This is a genomic window from Halomonas salipaludis, assembly GCF_002286975.1.
GTDB lineage: Bacteria > Pseudomonadota > Gammaproteobacteria > Pseudomonadales > Halomonadaceae > Franzmannia > Franzmannia salipaludis.
Genome location: NZ_NSKB01000005.1, coordinates 328253 through 348613, shown reverse-complemented (window position 1 = coordinate 348613; position 20361 = coordinate 328253). Strand labels below are relative to the sequence as shown.

18 protein-coding genes are annotated in these 20361 nt (G+C 63.7%); 8 read left to right on the top strand and 10 right to left on the bottom strand.

From position 1 onward, the window contains the following. Positions 1–28 precede the first annotated feature (28 nt). From CK498_RS14805 to dbpA, 8 genes are all read right to left on the bottom strand, one after another. Entirely contained in the window at positions 29–1216 is a 1188-nt protein-coding gene (locus CK498_RS14805; protein WP_095621623.1) for a M24 family metallopeptidase, read from the bottom strand. A 49-nt stretch (positions 1217–1265) separates the two neighbouring features. After that, positions 1266–2108, bottom strand: a complete 843-nt coding sequence (locus CK498_RS14800; RefSeq protein WP_095621622.1) for an alpha/beta hydrolase — start codon at positions 2106–2108, stop codon at positions 1266–1268. Next, a complete protein-coding gene (locus CK498_RS14795) occupies positions 2108–2689 on the bottom strand; it encodes a rhomboid family intramembrane serine protease (RefSeq protein ID WP_095621621.1) in 582 nt (193 codons plus the stop codon). The genes CK498_RS14800 and CK498_RS14795 overlap by 1 nt, the downstream gene beginning before the upstream one ends. 64 nt (positions 2690–2753) lie before the next feature. After that, positions 2754–2945 carry a tautomerase family protein gene (locus CK498_RS14790; protein ID WP_095621620.1) on the bottom strand — a complete coding sequence of 64 codons (192 nt, stop codon included), beginning with the start codon at positions 2943–2945 and terminating at the stop codon, positions 2754–2756. 66 nt (positions 2946–3011) lie between these two features. Continuing rightward, on the bottom strand, positions 3012–3749 hold the full coding sequence (locus tag CK498_RS14785) for a creatininase family protein (protein WP_095621619.1): 738 nt from the start codon (positions 3747–3749) through the stop codon (positions 3012–3014). Positions 3750–3996: 247 nt separating this feature from the next. Then, positions 3997–5946 carry a methyl-accepting chemotaxis protein gene (locus CK498_RS14780; RefSeq protein WP_229359091.1) on the bottom strand — a complete coding sequence of 650 codons (1950 nt, stop codon included), beginning with the start codon at positions 5944–5946 and terminating at the stop codon, positions 3997–3999. A gap of 259 nt (positions 5947–6205) precedes the next feature. Continuing rightward, positions 6206–7066 carry a PA4780 family RIO1-like protein kinase gene (locus tag CK498_RS14775; protein ID WP_095621618.1) on the bottom strand — a complete coding sequence of 287 codons (861 nt, stop codon included), beginning with the start codon at positions 7064–7066 and terminating at the stop codon, positions 6206–6208. An 18-nt stretch (positions 7067–7084) separates the two neighbouring features. Further along, positions 7085–8485 carry an ATP-dependent RNA helicase DbpA gene (dbpA, locus tag CK498_RS14770; RefSeq protein WP_229359090.1) on the bottom strand — a complete coding sequence of 467 codons (1401 nt, stop codon included), beginning with the start codon at positions 8483–8485 and terminating at the stop codon, positions 7085–7087. Positions 8486–8884: 399 nt separating this feature from the next. Between dbpA and CK498_RS14765 the strand changes: the two genes are divergently transcribed. The 5 genes from CK498_RS14765 to CK498_RS14745 all read left to right on the top strand — a co-directional run bounded on the left by CK498_RS14765 (position 8885) and on the right by CK498_RS14745 (position 13588). After that, positions 8885–9196, top strand: a complete 312-nt coding sequence (locus tag CK498_RS14765; protein ID WP_095621616.1) for a hypothetical protein — start codon at positions 8885–8887, stop codon at positions 9194–9196. 188 nt (positions 9197–9384) lie between these two features. Then, complete coding sequence (locus CK498_RS14760) at positions 9385–11220, top strand: sensor domain-containing diguanylate cyclase (protein ID WP_229359089.1); 1836 nt, start codon at positions 9385–9387, stop codon at positions 11218–11220. Positions 11221–11336: 116 nt separating this feature from the next. After that, the gene (locus CK498_RS14755) at positions 11337–11603 is read left to right on the top strand and encodes a hypothetical protein (RefSeq protein ID WP_095621615.1); all 267 of its coding nucleotides are present in this window, start codon (positions 11337–11339) and stop codon (positions 11601–11603) included. A gap of 479 nt (positions 11604–12082) precedes the next feature. Continuing rightward, positions 12083–12973 (top strand): diguanylate cyclase, encoded by an 891-nt coding sequence (locus CK498_RS14750; protein ID WP_176475806.1) that lies wholly within the window; start codon positions 12083–12085, stop codon positions 12971–12973. A 225-nt stretch (positions 12974–13198) separates the two neighbouring features. Continuing rightward, positions 13199–13588, top strand: coding sequence for a septal ring lytic transglycosylase RlpA family protein (locus CK498_RS14745; RefSeq protein WP_095621613.1), 390 nt, complete (start codon positions 13199–13201; stop codon positions 13586–13588). Between the two features lie 70 nt (positions 13589–13658). Here CK498_RS14745 and yghU read toward each other — a convergent pair whose 3' ends face one another. Further along, positions 13659–14534, bottom strand: a complete 876-nt coding sequence (gene yghU / locus CK498_RS14740) for a glutathione-dependent disulfide-bond oxidoreductase (protein WP_095621612.1) — start codon at positions 14532–14534, stop codon at positions 13659–13661. Between the two features lie 91 nt (positions 14535–14625). Then, the gene (locus CK498_RS14735; protein ID WP_095621611.1) at positions 14626–16587 is read right to left on the bottom strand and encodes a sigma-54-dependent Fis family transcriptional regulator; all 1962 of its coding nucleotides are present in this window, start codon (positions 16585–16587) and stop codon (positions 14626–14628) included. A gap of 353 nt (positions 16588–16940) precedes the next feature. On the opposite strand from CK498_RS14735, the gene CK498_RS14730 reads away from it, so the two are divergent. The 3 genes from CK498_RS14730 (at position 16941) to CK498_RS14720 (ending at position 20340) form a co-directional block, all read left to right on the top strand. Then, a complete protein-coding gene (locus CK498_RS14730; protein ID WP_095621610.1) occupies positions 16941–18737 on the top strand; it encodes an NAD(P)/FAD-dependent oxidoreductase in 1797 nt (598 codons plus the stop codon). A gap of 68 nt (positions 18738–18805) precedes the next feature. Then, the gene (locus CK498_RS14725) at positions 18806–19882 is read left to right on the top strand and encodes a 2,3-butanediol dehydrogenase (RefSeq protein ID WP_324615538.1); all 1077 of its coding nucleotides are present in this window, start codon (positions 18806–18808) and stop codon (positions 19880–19882) included. 251 nt (positions 19883–20133) lie between these two features. Next, complete coding sequence (locus CK498_RS14720; protein ID WP_095621609.1) at positions 20134–20340, top strand: cold-shock protein; 207 nt, start codon at positions 20134–20136, stop codon at positions 20338–20340. Positions 20341–20361 lie beyond the last annotated feature (21 nt).

Here is a 20361-nt window from a genome sequence, read left to right as displayed (position 1 = left end):
GGCCGCTCTGGCCCTGCCCGCCCGCCTCTCAGGCAGGCAGTTCGCGCAGGCGCCAATCGTTGTCGGTCAGCGCGACCCCGCCGCGCTCGGTGACCATCACCGTATCGCTGAGGCCGATCCCCCAGTGGCCGGGTAGGCGCAGGCAGAGCGGCAGGTGAAAGACCATGCCGGCCTCGAAGCTACGCGCCTGCCCGCTGGCGATATATCCGCTGCCTTCGACCCAGCTGGGCGGAAACTGCGCCCCCACCGCATAGCCGAACACTCCGGAGTGAAAGAGCGTTTCCTGCCACCCTGACAGCACCGCCTCGGCGGCCCGGGCCGCGGCATCGAAGGTCTCTCCCGGCAGCATGTGGCGACACAACGCCTCGTACAGCTCACGGCACAGGTCGGCCACGGCCTGCATCTCATGACTCGCTTGCCCGGCAATGGCGGTACGCATCATCGGCGCGGTGTAGCGCTGATAGGCGGCACCGAACTCGAGGAACACCGGGTCCCCCGCCGCGATCGCCCGGCGCTTGTGGTTGACGTGGATCACACTGATGCGTTCGGCGCTGGTGACGATCGGCTGCAGGCTCATGAACTCGCTACCCGCGGCGAGTAGCGCCCGGGCGCCCTCTGCCGCCACCTCGTTGTCGGTCACGCCGGGACGAATCACTGCCATGGCCGCCTCGAGCCCGGCCGAGGTGATCCGTGCACTCTCCCTTAGGCAGGCAAGCTCGGCATCGCTCTTGACCAGGCGTATCTCGTCGAGCAGCGCCCCCGCCTCCTGGAATCGCCCGGCCCCGAGCCGCGCCGTCAGCGCCGCCATCACGCCCTGTCGCAAGCTCGCATGCCAGCCATCGATCCCCACCCGCGCGCACGGCGCCAACAAGTCGCAGAGCGGACCGATGACCTCGTCGGGATTCTCCCAGCGGTAGCCAAGAATCTCGTCGGCGCGGGCCGAGACCACCGCCGCGCCGGTCTCGATGGAGGCCACCTGCAGTACCAGCCGCTGGGCGGTACACACCAGGCAGGCGTGCACCGAGACCTCGAAGGTGTGGTAGCCGGTGAGGTAGTTGATATCGGCGGGGTCGGTGAGCAGCAGCGCCTCGAAGCCCTGGCGCTGCATCGCCGCGCGCACCTTACCTAGCCGCGCCTCATACTCATCGGCGCTGAAGGGCAGTTCGCTGCACGCCAGGGTTTCGGCAAGCGTGTGGCGATAGGCGGTGTAATCCATGGCGGTCTCCGGTGGTCCATCTGTTCAGACGAACCTAGAGTGTAGAAGCTCAGCGGGGGCGTGACAGGCCGGCGGCGCCGGCCAGGAAGGCGTCGATGCCCTCCAGGTAGTCGGCCTCGCTATCCACGAAGCCGGTGTTGTGGCCGCCGCTGATCGTCAGCAACTGCTTGGGGGCGTTGGCGGCGCGGTACACCGCCTCACCTTCTGCGTAGGGGATTACCTCGTCGTCGCGGCTGTGGATCACCAGCAGCGGCGCCGAGATACGCGTCACGTAGCGCTCTACCGGGTAGTCGATGCGCGCCAGCCAGCGCGCCGGCAGGAACGGATAGAGCCGCTGGGCAAGCTCCGGCACCGAGCGAAATGGCGACTCGAGGATCACCGCTGCGGGGGCTGCCTGCTGTTGTTCCAGGCTCGCCGCGAGCTCGGCGGCCACCGCCGCGCCCAGTGAGCGGCCGAACACCACGACCTCATCGGGCGCCACTCTCGCCGCATCGCGCAGCCACTGCCAGGCGGCGCGGGCATCCAGCGCCGTACCGGCTTCGGACGGCCGGCCCTCGCTGCGGCCGTAGCCGCGGTAGTCGATGATCAGCACCGAGAGCCCCAAGCGCTGAAACTGGGTGATGCTCTCCAGCCGATGGGAGATATTGCCGGCGTTACCATGGAAGAACAGCAGGCTGCCGCGCGCCTCCGCTGCCGGTATCCACCAGGCATCGAGGGCCAGGTCATCCTCGGTGGTCAGCGTCACCTCTTCCCACGCCAGGCCGCGCTCGGCCGGGGTGGCGACATGCTCGCGGCCGGCGTGGGGCAGATACAGCAGGCGCTCCTGGAAGGCCCACATCAGTGCCACCACCAGTAGATAGACCGCTACCAGCGAGAGCAGGACACGTATCATCAGATCAGCTCACCGGGATAGGTCGAGGCCATCAGCCCGAGCATGAAGATTACCCCCCAGGCACCACCCCACAGATGGGCACTGTGATTAACGTTGTCGTCGACATGACGCTGCGCCCACAGTGAGTAGAACACGTAGAGCGCGGCGAAGGCGATCGCCGGCACCGGCACCACGAACACGAACAGCAGCGACCAGGGCCGCAGTAGAATGTAGGCGAACAGCATCGCCGCCACCGCCCCGGAGGCGCCCAGGCTCAGGTAGCTGGCATCACCTCGGTGGCGCAGGTGGGTCGGCAAGATCGCCACCAGCAGCCCGGCGATATAAAACAGCACGAACCCCAGCACCCCGATATGCGGCACCAGCACCAGCTCCATCACCGTGCCGAACACGTAGAGGGTGATCATGTTGAAGGCCAGGTGCATGAGGTCGGCGTGTATCAGCCCATGGCTGACCAAGCGCCACCACTGCCCCCTCACCACGCCGGGCGGCCAGTAGATCAGCGCCCGCTTGAGTGCCGGCAGCATCCAACCCAGCGCCGAGACGAGCACCGTCAGGGTGACCAGCGTCAGGGTCACGTTCATGGGTCTGTTAGCAAGATAACCATGACCGCTGTGACCGCATCAGCCGCATTAGGTGCCGAATCGCTCAAGTAGGCGAACGGTCGCAGCCCATCACCCCGCCCTTGGCCCATCCTTCGCCGTCGATCTCATTGAAGAACACCTGCACCGACTCCGGCTTGAGGTCATAGACCTCGACGAAGGCTTCGGTAACGCGCCGGGCGAGTTCGCGCTTCTGCGCCAGGTCGCGGGGAAATTGCTGGATGGTGACGATCGGCATGCGGGGCTCCTCGAGGCGGGCAAAACGCCATGGTCCGACGAAAAGGTGCCGCCTGGCAATCTCCGCTCACTCGGCCAGGAACGCCCGATAGGCCTCCCAGGCATCCTCCACGCCGGTGTCGAGGAAATCCTTGCCGTGCTCGACCCTGGCCAGTGTGGGGTCGGAGCCCATGCGCCCGTCGGGGAAGCGCCTGCGAAAGGTATCGGCATCGCAATCGGCGCTGCCCTTGGGTGCCAGCCGCGGCGACATCGCCACCGACTTCTCGACCCCGGCGGCGTACCACGACAGCGCCACCTCGGAAGCGGTGGCGTGGCTGCCCTCGGCATCGCCGTACAGCGACTGCGCCAGATCGCGCCCACGCCGCCCGCTGAACCAGCTGTACAGCGACAGGTTCAGCGGCCGGTCGTCGCCGGCCAGGCTGCGCGTGGTATAGACCTCGGCGAAGGCGGCCTTGACGGTGGCGATGTTGCCGCCATGGCCATTGAGGAAGAACACATGGGTGAAGCCGTGGCGGGAAAGCGACTCGATGGTGTCATGCAGCACCGCGATCAGGGTACTGGGGGTGAGGCTCAGCGTACCGGGAAAGGCCAGGTGATGCTGGGCCATGCCGATATTCTGGGTCGGCGCCACCAGCACGTCGTGGCGCTCCCCCAGGGCCCAGGCGATCGCCTCGGGGCAGATCGCATCGGTGCCGATCAGGCCGTTGGGGCCATGCTGCTCGGTGGAGCCGATCGGTACGATGATCCCCGTGTGGCGGCTCAGGTAGGCCTCGACCTCCTGCCAGGTGGCGTGCTGCAGTCGCATGGCGGCTCCTCGACAAGGTTGGCAAGTAATATCAGGACAAGTGCAGATAGGCAGCATCGCTCGGAACTGATCCGTCGACAGGCCTGCGAGGAGGCGCTGTAAACCCTCCCTGGGCGCTACCTACGCCATCCATGGCGTAGAACCTCCTCTTCGGCCTGTCCCCGGCGTCCTTCGCTCAGGGGCAACTGCGATAGCACTGTGGTGATACCCCTACCTTAGCAGCAAACCGCCACGCGTCGTGCCTCGCTCAGTAGCTCGGCAGTGCCGCCTGGCCCTCCTCGACCTTGAAGCGCTGAATCAGCTGCGCCAGCTCGCGGGCCTGGTCCTTGAGCGACTGGCTCGAGGTCGAGGCCTGTTCGACCAGCGCGGCATTCTGCTGGGTGACCTCCTCGAGCTGACTGACCGCCTGGTTGATCTGCTCGATCCCGGTGGACTGCTCGGTGGCCGCGGTGGCGATCTCGCCAACCAAGCTGGTGACCTGCTTGACGCCGTCGGCGATGGCCAACAGCTGCTGGCTGGCGTCGGCGACCAGTGTCTCGCCCTCGTCGACCTTCTCGACGCTGGCGTTGACCACTGCGCGGATCTGGTTGGCCTCGTCGGCGCAGCGCCCGGCCAGCTGGCGCACCTCGGAAGCCACCACCGCGAAGCCGCGGCCGTGCTCGCCGGCACGCGCCGCCTCTACCGAGGCATTCAGTGCCAGCAGGTTGGTCTGGAAGGCAATCGCATCGATCGCTTCGATAATGCTCACCACCCGCTGGTTGGCATCCTTGATCGCCTGCATGGCGGCCGCCGCCTCGGTGCCCACGCTGCCGGCCTGGCGTGCCTTGTCGTCGAGCTCCCGCGACAAACGCTCAGCCTGGGCGGCGGAATCGGCGGTCTGGCGCACGGTGGCGGTCATCTGCTCGATGCTGGTGGCGGTCTCGACCAGCGACGAGGACTGCTCCTCGGTGCGGCTGGCCAGGTCCTCATTGCCCTGGGCGATCTCGCCACTGGCGGTACTTACCGACTCGGCGGTGCCCTTGATGTCGTGCATCATGCGCCGCAGGTTGGTCTGCATCTCATCGATATGCGCCAGCAGGCTGGTGGTATCGCCGGGCTTGACCGGCACCCGCATGGTCAGGTCGCCGTCGACCACCCGGCGCACCACGTCACTGGCCTGCTGGGGGTCACCACCCAGGGTCCTGACCACCGAACGCACCACACCGAGGCTGAACAGCACCGCCACTACAGCAATCACCGCGGTCATCGCCACCAGCAGCCAGAACACCCGGTTCACCTCGGCCAGCGCCTCGCGCTCGGGCATCTCGACTACCAGCCCCCAGTCGAGCCGTGGCAGATAGCTGAAGCTGCCGATCACCGGCGTGCCGGCGGCGTCGCGATACTGACCAACCCCTGCTTCGCCCGCGGCCACCGCTTCGGCAGCGCGGGTAGCAAGGGTGCTCTCGCCCTCGCCCAGCGACGCCACCGGTGTCACCGGGGTGCCGTCACTGGCCAACAGGAAGGTGTCCGAGTTGCCACCCAGCGACATCTCGGCCATGCGCTCGAACAGTACGCCGAGACGCACCGCGGCACGCACCACGCCGACCACCTCACCGCCGTCGTAGACCGGCACCACCACGTTGCTGACCTGATTGCCGGTGGCCCGCGACACCAGTGGCTGCGAGAACACCATCTCGCCCTGTATCGCCTGCTGGAACCAGGCGCGATCGGCCACCGCGAACTCGGCTGCAACGCTCGGCGACATTACCTCGACGCCGTCGTCATAGCTCACCCCGGATACCCCGTGGCCGTCCGGACCGACGAAGAAGATGGTGTCGTAGAAGCCGTCCTGGGCGGCGATCTGTGCCAGCAGGTGATCGATCTGTTCGACCTCGACCTGGCGCACCGGATCGAGACCGGCGATATAGCGCATGTCGTCCTGACGCGCATCGAGCCATTGGCTGAACGACTCGCTCATCATCTCGCCGGTGCCCTGCAGCTGATTGATGGTCGCCTGGGTATAGGACTGGCGATATTGAAGATATATCAGGCTGGCGACTACGATCACCGAGACCAGCACCAGTGACACGATCATCAACGTCAGGCGCCCGCTGAACCCCAGGCGGCGGCCTTTATTAGACTTTCTTTCATTAACAGCGTGCTGATTACCCCGATCATGGTGATAATCATCGGGAGACGGCGTCAGCATTTGATTCATGGCGTAGTTCCTCTGCGAGTCGGCGAGGCGCCGGCAGGCCTGAGCGCGTCAGGCTGCCGGGTCGTTATTATCGAGTGATGATGATCTTGCCTTCTTTGATTATCGGCACTCACCGCGCAGACTTTAGGCGTACACCAGAAAGAGTCATATGCATAACGCTTAATCGTTATAGCGGCCGTCGCAAACGATTAAGCCTCATATTAAACATTACTATTATAAATATTAGAATATCACTTAATCCGGCATCTAATTGCAGGGCTCACTGCTCGTCTTGCTGCTCGTCGGCCAGCGCCGCCATGCGCTCGGCGTGGGCCTCGCGAGCGTCTTCGATGACCTCGAGCAACTGGTCGACGTCGACCGCGCGGGTATCGGGGGTAAAACAGCCGGTCAGCGGCGTGTCCGGTTGCAGCTCGCCGGCGGCATACAGCGCCCAGATCTCCTTGCCGTAGTCGGTGTCGAGCAGCGCCGGCGCGAAGCGCCCGAAGTAGCGGCGCATGTTGTCGACGTCACGCTCGAGCATGCTCGCCGCGCTGTTATTGCCAGCGGCGTCTACCGCCTGGGGCAGGTCGATGATCACCGGACCGTGGGCATCGACCAGTACGTTGAACTCGGAGAGGTCGCCGTGCACCAGGCCGGCACACAGCATGCGTACCACGTCGCGCATCACCTGGGCATGATAGTCGATGGCCTGCTCGGCGCTCAGGCTCACATCGTCCAGGCGCGGGGCGGCGTAGCCTTCGGCGTCCTGGATCATCTCCATCAGCAGCACGCCGTCGACGAAGCCAAACGGCTGCGGCACGCGCACCTCGGCCGCCGCCAGCCGGTAGAGTGCATCGACCTCGGCGTTCAGCCAGGCCTGCTCCTGCTCCTTCTGGCCGTAGCGGGTCTTCTTGGCCATGGCGCGCGTGCGGCGGCTGTTGCGATCGCGGCGCCCCTCCTGATACTGCGCCGCCTGCTTGAAACTGCGCTGCTTGGCTTCCTTGAAGACCTTGGCACAGCGCAGCGCCTCACCGCAGCGCACCACGTAGACCTGGGCTTCCTTGCCGCTCATCAGCTGGGTGACGACCTCATCGATCATCCCATCCTCGATCAGCGGCTGTAGACGTTTGGGTATTTTCATGGCCCTAGTGTGGCATATTCAGTGGCGAATTCGGCGTACGCGAACGCGACGCCCCTTGAGCGGGTCGGCGCTCAGCTTGACCAGGGCCTGCTCGACCACCTCGCGGCTGACCGCGACATAGGCGCTGCGCGCCAGCACCTTAATCTTGCCGACCTGGTCGCCGCTGATGCCGCCCTCCCCGGTCAGTGCACCCAGTATATCGCCGGGGCGCAGCTTTTGCTGCTTGCCACTGCCGAGCTGCAGGGTGGCCATTGGCGGCGCCGCCGGCTCGCGCTCGAGCACGCTGCGCGGCGGCAACGTCGCCTCCTCGAGGGGCGCGCCGAGAAACTCGACGAGGCGCTCGAGACGGTAGCTTTCGGCCTCGCTGACCAACGTGCAGGCGACGCCGGAGTCTCCTGCGCGCCCGGTGCGCCCGACCCGGTGGACATGCACCTCCAGGTCGCGGGCGATCTGGTAGTTGAAGACCGCGTCCAGCGCGGCGATATCCAGCCCGCGGGCCGCCACGTCGGTGGCCACCAGGATCGAGGCGCTGCGGTTGGCAAACAGCACCAGCAGCCGGTCGCGGTCGGCCTGCTCGAGGTCGCCGTGCAGCGCCAGGGCGCTGAACCCGGCGTCGCACAGTGCCGCGGCCACCTCATCGGTCTCGCGCTTGGTGTTGCAGAACACCACGCTCGAGGTGGGGCGCAGCGCCAGCAGCAGGCGTCGCAAGGCGTCGAAGCGCGCCGCCTCATCGGCGACACGATAGACACGCTGGTCGATGCTGCCGGCATCATGGGTCGAGGCGATCTCGACGCGGGCCGGCTCGCGCAGCAGCGCCTCGGCCACCGCCTTGACCGCCTCGCTGTAGGTGGCGCTGAACAGCCAGGTCTGGCGGCGCGGCGGGGTCTCGGCAACGATCGCCTCGAGCGACGTCTGAAAGCCCATGTCGAGCATGCGGTCGGCTTCGTCCAGCACCAGCGTTTCGAGGCCGCGCAGGTTCAGCGAGCCCTTGCGCAGATGCTCCTCGACGCGCCCCGGGGTACCCACCACGATGTGCGCGCCGTGGGCCAGCGAACTGAGCTGCGGGCCCAGTGCCGCCCCGCCGCACAGCGTCAGCACCTTGACGTTGGCCAGCAGCCGCGCCAGGCGGCGCAGCTCCTCGGCGACCTGATCGGCCAGCTCGCGGGTCGGGCACAGCACCAGCGCCTGCACGCGAAAGCTCGTCACCTCGAGCCGCGATAGCAGCCCCAGGCCGAACGCCGCGGTCTTGCCAGAACCGGTCTGGGCCTGGGCGATCAGGTCGCGTCCGGCCAGCATCGGCGGTAGGCCCTCGGCCTGTACCGGCGTCATGCGCTGATAGCCCAGCGCCTCGAGGTTGGCGAGCAGTTCGGGGGCCAGCGGCAGCGCGCTGAAATCAGCGTCGGCGGGGGCATCGGACACGGAGAAGTACCTGCAGCGAGAATGCGGGCGGCGAGAATACCAGAAAGCGCATCCACTCTCCCATGGCATACCAGACTTCATTTAGTCTGGCACACAAGATTTTGCTGCATTGCAGCAAAATCAGAACTAGAATATAACGGGTGTAGCCCACAGGAGGGTCAACGCCATGCACGTTACTTCAACCATTACCCATCCCGCAGATCAGGACGTTTTCGACCACTGGCTCCATCACGCCGAGCATCTGCGCGCCGCTACCGATGCACTGAGTGAATATCTCGACTGATACCGCTCGGGCAAGCGCTGGGTGCGCAAAGCCTGCTATGATGGCCCGGTAACATCGTCATGCACGGAGAAGAGACCACGATCGATCATTCTTTCCAAGCCCTACCGGAGGTTCTCATGAAGGTCTATAAACCTGAGTGGCACTGTACGTTTAGCGTAAACGAGAGCGCAGAACAATCCGCCAGCTGGAAAGAGCGCATCGCCTGGCTGATGCGAGATATCGCAGACAGGCTGGACGGAAGCGGTAGAACGATCAAGATTGACTGTGACGTCACCCCCGGGGTGAGTCGTCAGGACGTGGATAGCTGCCTCGGCAAGGGCTTCGAAGTGACGCAGAGCCTGTTAATGCAACTCGCCCATCAAGCGGCATGTGAAGACGTCATGCGCGATGCCAAGGCGGAGCTGTTCGAGGAAGACTGCCAGCACTGACTTCTGTCATTGTCCGATGTAACGCGGTGATATCACCCCACCCTGCCCCGGCAGCGTGGGGTGTTTCGTTTATGGCCCCGGCGAACGGCTCCACGGCATCCCGGCAGTGCAAAAAGTGCTAAAGGTATCGTGCCGGCGACCGTTAATCCCTGTATGGATGCCGCATCCCCATAACACGAGACTGCCTATTGAAGCCCGCCGTGCGCTTTCGACTGCCCTCACGCCTGCTGGCCGGCGTGCTATTGGGGCTCTGCTGGCTCACCCAGGCAGCGCTGGCCGATGTCCCGACGCTTGTCCTCAGCGAGGCGCAGGACCGCTATGCGCTCGATCCCTATACCGCGCTCGTGGCCGACGCCCAAGGCGACCTGACGCCCGACGCCCTGCTCACAGAGCCCATCGACGTCACATTGGCCCAGCAGCGCAGCGACCTGCACCTCGGCTATACCCAAGCACCGGTATGGCTGCGCAGCGAGCTGCGTAACGCGAGCGACGCGGCGCAGCAGTGGATCGTGCAGTTCGAGTACCCCTTCCTCGACTACGTCACGCTGCACATCGTACGCCACCAGACCACCGAGGTGCTGAAGAGTGGCAGCGCCGTACCCGTTGGGCAGCGCGCCATGGCCCACCGCCAAGCGGTATTCCCACTGACGCTGGCAGCAGGAGAAGACGTCACCCTGCTGGCGCGGGTGGAGTCTCACGGCAGCAAGATGCTTAGCGCCAACCTGCTCAGCCCCGAGCGCTTCTACACCAGCAACGACCGCCAGAACTTCTGGCTGGCGACCTACTTCGGCATGCTGCTGGCACTCGGATCCTACAATCTGCTGCTGTACTTCGGCCTCAGAGAACGGGTCTTCCTGCACTATGCGCTGTTCGTGTGTAGCTTTACCCTGGCGATCCTCACCTTCAACGGCACCGGCACGCTGATCTTCTGGAGCGCGCTCGGCGAGCACAGCGGCCGCCTGGTCACGCTGGGCTTCACCCTGGCCTCGGCGATGGCCACACTGTTCGCCCAAAGCTTCCTCGACACTGCTAACTACAGCCCGCGCTGGCATCGCGTGCTCGGCGCGTTCCGGCTGTGGTGCTGGCTGGCGGTGGCCATGGCGCTGCTGCTGCCGATGCAAGTCGCACTGCAGGTCATGGACGTCACCGGGTTCTGCGCGGCGCTATTGTTACTGAGCTGCGCCATCAGCAGCAGCCTGCGCAAGGTTCCCGGCGCACGGCTGTTCGTGCTGGCCTGGTCGATATTCCTGCTCGGCGCTTCGGTATTCGCGCTACGCAATCTCGGCATCCTGCCGTCCAACTTCATCACCCTTCACGGCATCCAGATCGGCTCGGCACTGGAGATGCTGCTGCTCTCCTTCGCCCTGGCGGCGCGCTTCAACAAACTCAAGCGACAGAAGGAGCAGGCCCAGGCCGAGATGCTCGCCTCCCTCAAGCGCCATGAGGCCGCCCTCGAGCAGAAGGTGGCCGAGCGTACCGCCGAGCTCGAGACCATGGCTTCACGCGACATGCTCACCGGACTCCTGAATCGCAATGGCCTGGCACAGTGCGCGGCCTCGGCACTAGAGCGTAGCCGCCGCATGCAACAGCCACTGGCGCTACTGATGCTCGACCTCGACGACTTCAAGCCGATCAATGACCGCTTTGGCCACGCCGTCGGCGACCAAGTGCTGCAGCGCGTGGCGCGCCGAATCGCCGTCCAGGCCCGTGCCGGCGACCACTGCGCGCGCTTCGGCGGCGACGAGTTCATCGTGCTTGCCGAAAACTGCGGTGATGAAGACGACTTGGCCGAGATCCGACAGCGTCTCACCGAAGCCATCACCGCGCCCATCGCGCTACCCAACGGCAGCCGCGTCAGCGTCGGCGTGAGCATAGGCAGTAGCTGCTATAACGGTGGCACGCCGGACTTCGAAGAGCTACTGCGTCAGGCCGACATCGCCATGTATCGCACCAAGCGCCAGGCCAACGATGGCCGTCAAGAACAGGCCGGGACGCCTGAAAACCCGGGAAATAGCGCTGAATAATCGCCCTGATGGCTCTATTGAAACTCCCTACACCACACTATAGTGAAGATTGAGGTAACGACTTGCGCCTCACCTACTACCACTGTAACGCCGTTACTTTCAGGAGTGACTTAACCATGGGTGCCCCGGACGCGTCTTGCGACCTGCCTGCCGAGCCACTTTCCACCGCTTACCCTATGGTCGATACAACTCATCTTGCCATCGATGCCAACCTGGTACGCCGCCTGGCAAAGGCCAAGGCACGCCTCGACCGCCTCGAACAGCAAACGCGTTCCCGCGATGATACGGCGCTGGCCGCTGCGCGGATCGAGTTCTCGCTAGCGTCACGTGCGCTGGCAGATGCCCTTATCACTCAGGATGCCCACCTGGCTGTCGATACCTGAGCCGCCTCGACCCCACTGTTGCCAAACACCAACAGGGCAGTCGATTGTTTTATAATGATAAATCCCACCCCTCGCCAGAGTCGTCGGTACTCGGTGACACTTCACGGGCGATTCTCGGTCCATGCTCGCCGCCTGTCGCTAAAGCGTCTTTAGCTACCAGGGTTATCTCCTTGTTTTATCGATTATCCACGCCCACCTGGAACGAATCTCGCTAGTAATCTGCGACTGGAAAGTCGCTTCATGCCCGGCCGCGGTCGCAGTGAGAGCTGTCATGGATGGGCACATGGATGAGTGCAGCAAGGATGCTTTCACTTACCCCCTCTGTCACAAGCAACCTGTTCACTCTTGTCTTCGTCATGACGCTGCGGCTTCCAAGTGCTACGCGGTCGTGCGTCCCATGACACGACCAGTCAGCGATGTGCGTCACTTTGGCATTCCATTACGCCCGCAGCTGCGGACTTCGTATCGAGACGCCTGACATGAAAAGAACACCACCTGGCCCCATAGCGACCAATCTAAATGTGCTGCTTGTCGGTACGCTCCTCGCTCTCAGTATCGCACCTGTCGTGGCCTCATGGTTCAAGCAGCGAAACATGCCCACGTCCATGCATCCCGAAGCACTCATCAGCATCGCCTTTGTGGCAGGGGTCGTACTCGTCCTGATTGGCATCGTGAGGCCGCTATATCGCGCCTATCAGGTACGCGAAGAGAGCTTGCTGACCCTAGAGCGGGAACACAGAGCGCTTACCGCTCGCAACCGGCAACTGGCACACCAGGTATGCATCGATGGCCTGCTCGGCATCACCAATCGACGCGAATTCGAACAGCGCCTGTCACGCGAATGGCAACGCGCCATCCGCGAACAGCACCCCCTCAGCTTGCTGCTGATAGATGTCGACCACTTCAAGGCTTACAACGACAGCTATGGCCATCTGCAGGGCGACGCCTGCCTGAAGCGCGTGGCTCAGGCACTGCAAGAAGCAGTGGGACGCTCGGGCGATACCGTCGCCCGCTACGGGGGAGAGGAGTTCGCCATACTGCTGCCCAATACCGATCACTACGGCAGCCTCGACGTGGCCCAACAGGTTCACGAGAGTCTCGCACGCCACGCCATCCCCTTTGCCGACTCCTCGTGCTCGGCGTTCGTCACTGTCAGCATCGGCGCTGCCAGCATGTCACCAGGGCATCGAGATCACGGTCACGACCTGATTCGCTATGCCGACAAGGCCCTCTACACAGCCAAGCACAACGGTCGCAACAGGACCGAAGCCTTTTTACCGGCGCGCCTTGTGGCGTCCAGCAAAGGCCATGACCAACGCGCTGCCAGCGCCGCGCCGCAGACTCACTTACACGATAAGCGCATCGCATGACCGTACCCTAAACGCAGCCGGCACTTCTTCGATTGGCATCAGAGGCTTATCTCGCACTTGCAGCATTTTGACCATCTCGGCTGATTTTCGCCATTTTGTAGCCATCATCGTCGATTTTCACGATAGGTTGCCAGGCCCGGCCAGGGCGGTTACTATCCGTAGACTTATGGCCCCCTCATCGCATCGGTGGACACACGGCCAACCCGAGATCCGTGAGGTATCATCATGGGACGCCAATCCCGACTTCTGCTCACCTGCTGCCTGACGGCTCTGCTGACCGTCGGCTACGCTCATGCGCACCCGGCCGATCCCGACGAGACTCAGCTGGGCATCGCCTCCTACTACAGCGACCGTTTCCAGGGCGCCACTACCGCCAGCGGCGATCCTTTCGACCAGCAGGCGCTGACCGCCGCCCATCCCACGCTGCCGCTGGGCACCACCGTCGTGGTCACCCGGCCGGACACCGGCAAGGAAGTGGAAGTGCTGATCAACGACCGCGGCCCGTTCATCGACGGCCGCATCATCGACCTCTCCAAGCGCGCCGCACGCAAGCTCGACATGCTGCATCGCGGCGTGGCGCGGGTGGAAGTCACCCCCATCGCCACCCCGAACTGACGCTCGGCTTTACGCCGCAGCAACGCGCCCGCTACCTGGCCAGGTAGCGGGCGCGTTGCGTTAAGCAGAGTCAAGCGTCAGACGTCAGCTTGTCCTGGGCCTTGCGCTCGAAGTCGCTGGCATCGTGGCGTTCGTGGAGCTGCATCTCCAACTCGCCGAAGGTGCGATTGACCATCCGCCCACGCTGCACCGCCGGGCGCGCGTCGATCGCCTTGGCCCAGCGCTGCACATGCTGGTACTCCTGCACTTGCAGGAACTCACCGGCATCATACAACCGCCCCAGCGCCAGCTGGCCATACCATGCCCAGTTGGCGATATCGGCGACGGTGTAGTCATCGCCGCCGAGATAGCGGCTCTCGGCCAGGCGCCGATCGAGCACATCGAGCTGCCGCTTGGCCTCCATCGCGAAGCGGTCGATGGGGTACTCCAGCTTCTCCGGTGCGTAGGCATAGAAGTGGCCGAAACCGCCGCCGAGATAGGGCGCACTGCCCATCTGCCAGAACAGCCAGTTCAGCGTTTCCGTGCGCCCCGCCGGAGCACTCGGCAAGAATTCACCAAATTTCTCGGCCAGATAGAGCAGGATTGAGCCCGACTCGAACACCCGGGTAGGCGGCGAGGTGCTGTGGTCCATCAGCGCCGGAATCTTGGAATTGGGGTTGACCGCGACGAAGCCGCTGCCGAACTGGTCGCCCTCGCCGATGTCGATCAGCCAGGCATCGTACTCGGCATCCTTATGTCTCCGCGCCAACAGCTCCTCGAGCATGATCGTAGCTTTCACCCCGTTGGGCGTGGCCAGGGAGTAGAGCTGCAGCGGATGCTTGCCGACGGGTAGCTCCTTCTCGTGGGTAGGACCGGCGATGGGCCGGTTGATATTGGCGAAGGTGCCGCCGCTGGCTTTTTCCCAGGTCCAGACCTTGGGTGGAACGTATTCGGTTTCCTGGCTCATGCTGACTCCTCAACGGGCGATGTCGTCGTACCTTGCGACAAACGATAGCCTGTTAAGGTTTCAGCTGCGAACACTCGCGCCTCCCCTGTTCTCAAGAGGTAAGTTCCTGCCAGTTTGGCGGTACCACCCCATGACGACGCATGCGTCGATAGACCGTCGGCCGCGAAACGCCGAGCTGGCGCGCTACCAGGCTAACATTCCACCCTGTCGCCTTGAGCAGCGCTTGCAGCCGCTGCCCCTCGTCGGATGTCACCGCTTGCAGGGCTGGCAAAAAGGTTTTCGGCGCGCCGCCGATAGCGCCCTGACACTCATCGGGCAGATCGTGGACCGTGATCTCGTCCTCGTCCGCAGTGGCCAGGGCGAAGGCCAGGGCGTTCTTGAGCTGGCGAATGTTGCCCGGCCACGCGTAGCCCAGCAGCGCGCTCATCGCATCCGCACGCAATCGCACGTCGCGCTCACGCTCGGCCAACAGCGCATCGAAGACGCTGCGAATCACATAGTGCCTATCGGCCCGCTCGCGCAGCGCCGGCAGTCGTAACTGGGCACCGTTGAGCCGGTAATAAAGATCCTCCCGAAAGTGGCCGGCGGCGATCAGTTCCCCCATCTCGCGGTGAGTCGCGGTGACCACGCGGATATCCACCGGCACGGCTTTATCGGCGCCCAGTGGCATTACCTCTCGCTCGGCCAGCACCCGCAGCAGCCGGCTCTGTAGCGGCAAGGGCATGTCACCGATCTCATCCAGAAACAGCGTGCCACCCTCGGCTTGCTGAATCAGCCCACGCATGCCCTTGCTACGCCCACCCGTGAAGGCACCGGGCAGATAGCCAAACAGCTCGCTCTCGATCAGCGATTCGGGAATCGCGGCACAGTTCACCGCCACAAATGGCCCCTTGGCGCGCTTACCGCTGTCATGCAGCGCCCGCGCCAACACCTCCTTGCCGGTGCCCGTCTCCCCGCTGATCAGTACGCTCACCTCCTCGTTGCGTAAGCGCCGCGCCAACTTGAGGACTCGGTGCATGGCGGGATCGTCCGTGGCCAGACGGTCGAGCGCGGGAATCGGCGCAGGCGATGATGGCGCATGGCGCATCGCCAAACGTCGCCGCGGCTCGATCAGGGTGACGAAACAGGTCGCGTCACTGGCACGCACGCGAAAGGCGCGAATCTGGTCATCGCTGGCGGAGAGGATGCCAAGCAAGTCGCCGATCTTAGCGTCGAACAACTGGGGCGCCGTGGGCATCGCTGACGACGACCAAGGCGGCCAACGGCGCAGGTGCGTGTCGATCATGCCGCGCCCTACGCCGTTGGCGGCAATCACGCTGCCATCCTCCTGGATAGCAATCAGCCCCCGGCCATTGAGGTGCACGAACTCGCGGGCGCTATCGAAGCGCAGGATCAGGCAATCACGGTAGCGATGCAAAAAGTAGGCATCCTCGATCATGCGTGCGTAGAGATTGACCAGCGGCAGCCCGAAGTTCTGGCTCTCGTGAGCCCTCGGCGACTGCAAGGCGGAGATATCCAGCACTGCGATGACTTGCCCCTGCGGATCGCTGATCGGCGCCGCTGTACAGGTCAGGCTGATATGCGTGGCATCGAAATGTTCGCGCTGATGGCAGGTGATTGCCTGGGCCTCATGCACGCAGGTCCCCACCGCACAGGTGCCCGCGTAGCGCTCGTCCCAGTCGGCCCCCAGGTAGAGGCCCGCGCGGCGCAGTGCCGGCGCCTGGGTCGTTTGGCCGCGAAAATCCACCGTGATGCCTCGCCGGTCGGTGAGCAGCAGTACATAGCCCAGTGGGGCGATCTGAGCATAGAGCTGGTCGACGCCCGCCCGGGCCACATGGAGTAGCTCGTCTACCGAATCCTGATGCTCCTTGAGCGCCTGCTGCGTCAACACACGTACAGGCCGTGGGCGCCCAGGGTCGAGCCGATACTCGCCGACACAGCGCTCCCAAGAGCGGCGGATCACCTCGCGACACCCGCTCAGGTCCGCTGTATGACCTTCACTCAGACGAACCAGGGTCTCGATATGCTGGCGTTGTTCCGTAAGCAGGGCCATGGCTGCCTCTCTGCGCGCTGATACGCCGTGCCTGCCACAGGCCAGATCAGAGCGCTCGTGGTTATCTGGCAGGTCTCTCCTTCAGCCTATGCTGCCTCGCACGGGAGTCAATCGGCGCTGCCTTCGCCCTTGGTCGAGGGTTACAGGTGTAACGCCGAAGGTTCGCCTGTCACGTGACAACTGTCACGCCTGCGGCCGACCGGGACATCGCCTCTCTGACTCTCGGCCCTCCATTCGTCAGAAAAATTCATATTTTTCAAACAATTAAACAAACCCACCAACGAACCCACTGAATTGGCACGCTTCCTGCCACACCCAAGCTGTGTCCCTCAAACAATAAACGGAGAACCTCCATGACGACACGCACGCCAACCCAGGCCGTCCGGCAGTGGCTTAGCAGCTTCGAAGAAGCCCTGACCCAGCGAGACATCGAGCAGGTCATCACCCTGTTCGGTGACGAATGCTACTGGCGCGACCTGGTCGCTTTCACCTGGAACCTCAAGACTCTCGAGGGCAAGGACGCCATCCAGTCAATGCTCAACGCCACCCTGAGCGAGGCACGCCCCACCCGTTGGAACATCGATGGCGAAGCCACCGAAACTGACGGCGTTACCGAAGCCTGGTTTACCTTCGAAACCGGCATTGCCCACGGCAAGGGATTGCTACGCCTCAAGGACGGCAAGTGCTGGACCCTGCTGACCACCATGCAGGAGCTCAAGCAGCACCCCGAGCCGCGCGGCGCCAGGCGGCCCATGGGGGCCGAGCACGGCGCCAGCAAGACCCGCGAGACCTGGCTCGAGGCGCGCCAGCGGGAAGCGCAGGAACTCGGCTATTCCCGCCAGCCCTACTGCGTGATCATCGGCGGTGGCCAGGGCGGCATCGGCCTCGCCGCGCGGCTGCGCCAGCTCGACGTGCCCACCATCGTGCTCGACAAGCATCCTCGCCCCGGCGACGCCTGGCGTAATCGCTACAAGTCGCTGTGCCTGCACGACCCGGTGTGGTACGACCATCTTCCCTACCTCCCCTTCCCCGAGAACTGGCCGGTATTCGCGCCCAAGGACAAGATCGGCGACTGGCTGGAGATGTACACCAAGGTGATGGAGCTCAACTACTGGAGCTCCACCGAGTGCGAGAGTGCCAGCTTCGACGACGCCAGCGGCGAGTGGACGGTGAACGTCAATCGCGACGGCCAGCGGGTCACGCTGCGGCCCAAGCAGCTGATCCTCGCCACTGGCATGTCGGGCGTGCCCAACGTGCCGCACTTCCCCGGTGCCGAGACCTTCGAGGGCGAGCAGCAGCACTCCAGCCAGCACCCTGGGCCAGACGCCTATCGTGGCAAGAAGGTGGTCGTGGTGGGCTCCAACAACTCCGCCCATGACATCTGCGCGGCGCTATGGGAGAACGACGCCGACGTGACCATGATCCAGCGCTCCTCGACCCATGTCGTCAAATCCGACTCGCTGATGGAGGAGGTCCTTGGCCCACTCTACTCCGAAGAAGCGCTGAACAGCGGCATCACCCACGACAAGGCCGACCTGCTCTTTGCCTCGATACCCTACAAGGTCCTGCCCGACTTCCAGCGCCCCGCCTTCGACAAGATCCGCGAGCGCGATGCCGAGTTCTACAAGAGACTCGAAGACGCCGGCTTCCTGCTCGACTTCGGTGCCGACGATTCCGGCCTGTTCCTCAAGTACCTGCGGCGTGGATCCGGCTACTACATCGACGTCGGTGCCTGCGACCTGGTCGCCAACGGCGAGATCAAGCTGCGCAGCGGCGTCGGCATCGAGTGCATCAACCCACGCTCTGTCACCCTTACCGATGGCACCGAACTGCCTGCCGACCTGATCGTCTACGCCACCGGCTACGGCTCCATGAACGGCTGGGCAGCACGCATCATCTCCCAGGAAGTGGCCGACAGAGTCGGAAAGTGCTGGGGCCTGGGCTCCGATACGCCCAAGGATCCTGGCCCCTGGGAGGGCGAACTGCGCAATATGTGGAAGCCCACCCAACAGCAGGCGCTGTGGTTCCACGGCGGCAACCTGCACCAGTCACGTCACTACTCCCACTACCTGGCACTTCAGCTCAAGGCGCGCATGGAGGGTATCCCGACGCCGGTCTATGGGCTGCAGGACGTGCATCACCTTGCGTGATCCCTACCTGGACACAGCGGGCCGACACAAGACGCCGGCCCGCATGACGAGAATATCGAGGTCATCCCATGCGCAACAACAAGGACACCATGCAAGCCGCGGTCTGGTACCGTGCCCGCGACCTGCGTGTGGAACCGGTGGAGATTCCCCGGCTCCAGGATCCGCATCAGGTCAAGATCAAAGTCGCCGCCTGCGGTATCTGCGGCAGCGATCTACACGAATATGCCGCCGGCCCCATCTTCATCCCGGTGGATGCCCCACACCCCATCAGCCAGCAGCAGGCCCCCATCATCATGGGCCACGAATTTGCCGGTGAAGTGGTTGAGGTGGGCGAACGGGTCACCAGGGTCAAGATTGGAGATCGTGTCGCCATCGAACCGATCCTCTCCCCGCATCGAGACGGCCACTATCTGATGGAGCGATACAATCTTACGCCGCTACTGGGCTTCCATGGCCTATCGGGAGGCGGCGGAGGTTTCTCGGAGTACACCGTGGTCGGCGAGCATATGGTCCACCCCATGCCCGAGACACTCTCCTATGAGCAAGGCGCCCTGGTGGAACCCGCTGCGGTTGGACTGCATGCCGTGCGCCAGAGCTCCCTGAAAGCAGGTGACAGCGCAGTGGTATTTGGCGCCGGTCCCATCGGGCTGATGGTGATCGAATCCCTCAAGGCCGCCGGTGCCGCCGAGATCTACGCCGTCGAGCTCTCCGACGTGCGACGGCAGAAGGCCACCGACCTGGGTGCCACGGCCCTGGATCCTCAGCAAGACGATGTGGTCGAGCAGCTCCATGACCTGACGAAAGGCGGCGTGGACTTCGCCTTCGAGGTGACCGGGGTTCCTGCCGTGCTGAACCAAGCCATCAACAGCACCCATGCCGGCGGCGAAACGATCGTCGTCAGCATCTGGGAGTCCGATGCCGCCATCCAGCCCAACGACCTGGTGATCAAGGAGCGCAGCATGAAAGGCATCATCGCCTACCGCCATATCTACCCGGCGGTTATCGCATTGATGCAACAGGGTTACTTCCCGGCAGAGGAGCTGATCACCGGACGAATCGCCCTGGATGACGTGGTCGAAAAAGGCTTCGACACACTGCTCAACGACAAGTCACACGTGAAAATCATCGTGGCGCCAGCTACATAAGCAAATCATCCATGCCCCATCCAACCGGCACCCTGTGGTGCCGGTGCAATGAAAAATAATACCCGAAACCCTTTGACCCGCACCGTCAGGCATGCCACTGTAGTGGCAGTTGGTTAGCAAGCAAGCATAGTTCCAGAAGCATTCGAATTCTTTCGGCAGCCTGTAATTGTATTCCTTGTTTTACCCGCTACTTATCGTCTGGGTAACACCAGGATTGTATTGCAAAGCGCTAAGCGCGAAAGGATTTTATTATGACGACTGGCACAGTTAAGTGGTTCAACGATTCAAAGGGTTTTGGTTTTATCGCTCCGTCTGACGGCGGCGATGACGTTTTTGCCCATTTCTCCGAAATTCAGTCCGAAGGCTTCAAGTCCCTGCAGGAAGGTCAAAGCGTCTCGTTTGACGTGACCCAGGGCAAGAAAGGCCTTCAGGCGTCGAACATCAAAGCAATCGCCTGATCTAACGATCTGACGAGTTCG